Below are 1,664 nucleotides of genomic sequence, written 5' to 3' on the forward strand. Positions count from 1 at the left end.
GACTTACCCCTTTGTGAAACGCTCTAAAGCAAAAGTTCACGAAGCAAATTTGAATTACGATTTTATTGAAATGCCGGGTGGGCACTGTTTTATGCAAGAACAGCCTGAGCGCACGGCGCAAGAGATCAAACAAAAACTACGATTTAGTTTGTAGGTTTATGATGCGTTTAAGAGATCTAAAAGGCTTGGGTCCAAAAAGCGAAGCGGACTTGCTTGCTGTTGGCGTCTGTTCTGTAGAAGAGTTAAATCGGATTGGTCCCATTGAAGCATTTCTCAAGCTTAAAGCCTCGAATGATAAAGTCAGCCTAAATTTTCTGTACGCTTTAGTTGGTGCTGTTAAAGGTGAACATTGGCTAGACGTGGCCCGGCGAGAGAAGTCTTATTTGCTTAGCGAGTTAGATGGTTGCCAAGAGCTGGAGAGGATGTTTTCTCAAGATACTACGACTTAAGCAAGTTAGAGCCTTATGGTTATTCATTAAAAAGCATTTGTTAAAGAAGAAAGAAGTGAACTTCTTGAGCTACGTTAAAGTCTGCATTTAAGACTCTGACAACTCTAATAGGGTGCGCCATGCGCACCTCTGAACTCCGTGGCTCAAACAAACATAAATAGGGGTGGCCAAACCAATTCCCCCAGGCCTGTAGGCAGAGCCTTCCACGGCTCGCATGAGGGCTAGCACGAGGTTGATCAAGCGAGAGGTGGATCCTATGCCTACGGAGGAGACGATCAAACTCCGCTGGTGCGCACGGCGCACTCTATTGATATAGAAACGTCAGCTTTTGGCACTACTTTGTCACACATAACCATCAAAGCAATAAATCGCAGCCAATAAAAAACCCGACTAAAGAGTCGGGTCAAAGAAAATCATGAAATCTGTTTCCGAAACCGTGGGCCTGAATCGCTGTTCCGTACTTCGATGATGTAATCATATGACAGGTGATGCCTTGGGTCTGTAGCAAAAGTTTTGCGATGTGTAACATTTGATTAACAAGATCTTTTTTGAGTTGTGAACTGTTACCTAGCAAATTCTCGGTAATTGGTCAGCGTAACGCCACTCAATCAGGCGTTTACCGCCAAAGTTTGTAGTGAGTTGAATCAGCTCGTTTTCATCTTTGATTAGTTCGCCAATGATTTCAGCATCTCGACCTTTAGGGTGTTGTTTCATCACTTGCAGCAGTTGTTTCGTCTGCTCAGCTGGGCAGATTGCAACAAGTTTACCTTCGTTGGCAATATGCAGTGGATCTAAGCCTAGTAGTTCAGCCGTTGCGGCGACTTCAGGTTTAATAGGAATGTTTGCCTCTTCCAGGCTAATACCTAAAGCTCTGCCTTGGCATAGTTCGTGTAAAACCGCAGCGAGTCCACCTCGGGTTGGGTCGCGCATACAGCGAATAGCGGGGGCAGCTTCCAGCATGCTTTCAACCAGATCATTCAGCGCTTGTGAATCAGACTTTAGAGCGGATGAAAAGTTCATACCTTGCCTTTGAGACATAATGCAGGTGCCGTGATCTCCCAGGGTTCCGCTGATAATGACTTTGTCACCAGCCTTTATATTCACAGGTGATAAGTTGATGTCTTCAGGCAATGCGCCTATTCCTGTGGTGTTGATGTAAACACCGTCACCATGGCCTTGCTCTACCACTTTCGTATCACCGGTAACGATTTTAAC

The 1,664-nt window shown here is 45.2% G+C and carries 2 protein-coding genes; one reads left to right on the forward strand and one right to left on the reverse strand.

Going from position 1 to position 1,664, the window contains the following annotated elements:
- The first annotated feature begins 158 nt into the window (after positions 1-158).
- Positions 159-449 (forward strand): TfoX/Sxy family protein, encoded by a 291-nt coding sequence (locus A3757_RS23845; protein WP_082865380.1) that lies wholly within the window; start codon positions 159-161, stop codon positions 447-449.
- Positions 450-1,016: 567 nt separating this feature from the next.
- Here A3757_RS23845 and hypE read toward each other — a convergent pair.
- The coding region (gene hypE / locus A3757_RS23850) for a hydrogenase expression/formation protein HypE (RefSeq protein ID WP_068740414.1) at positions 1,017-1,664 on the reverse strand (648 nt) is incomplete at its 5' end.

This window comes from Oleiphilus sp. HI0117 (genome assembly GCF_001635235.1).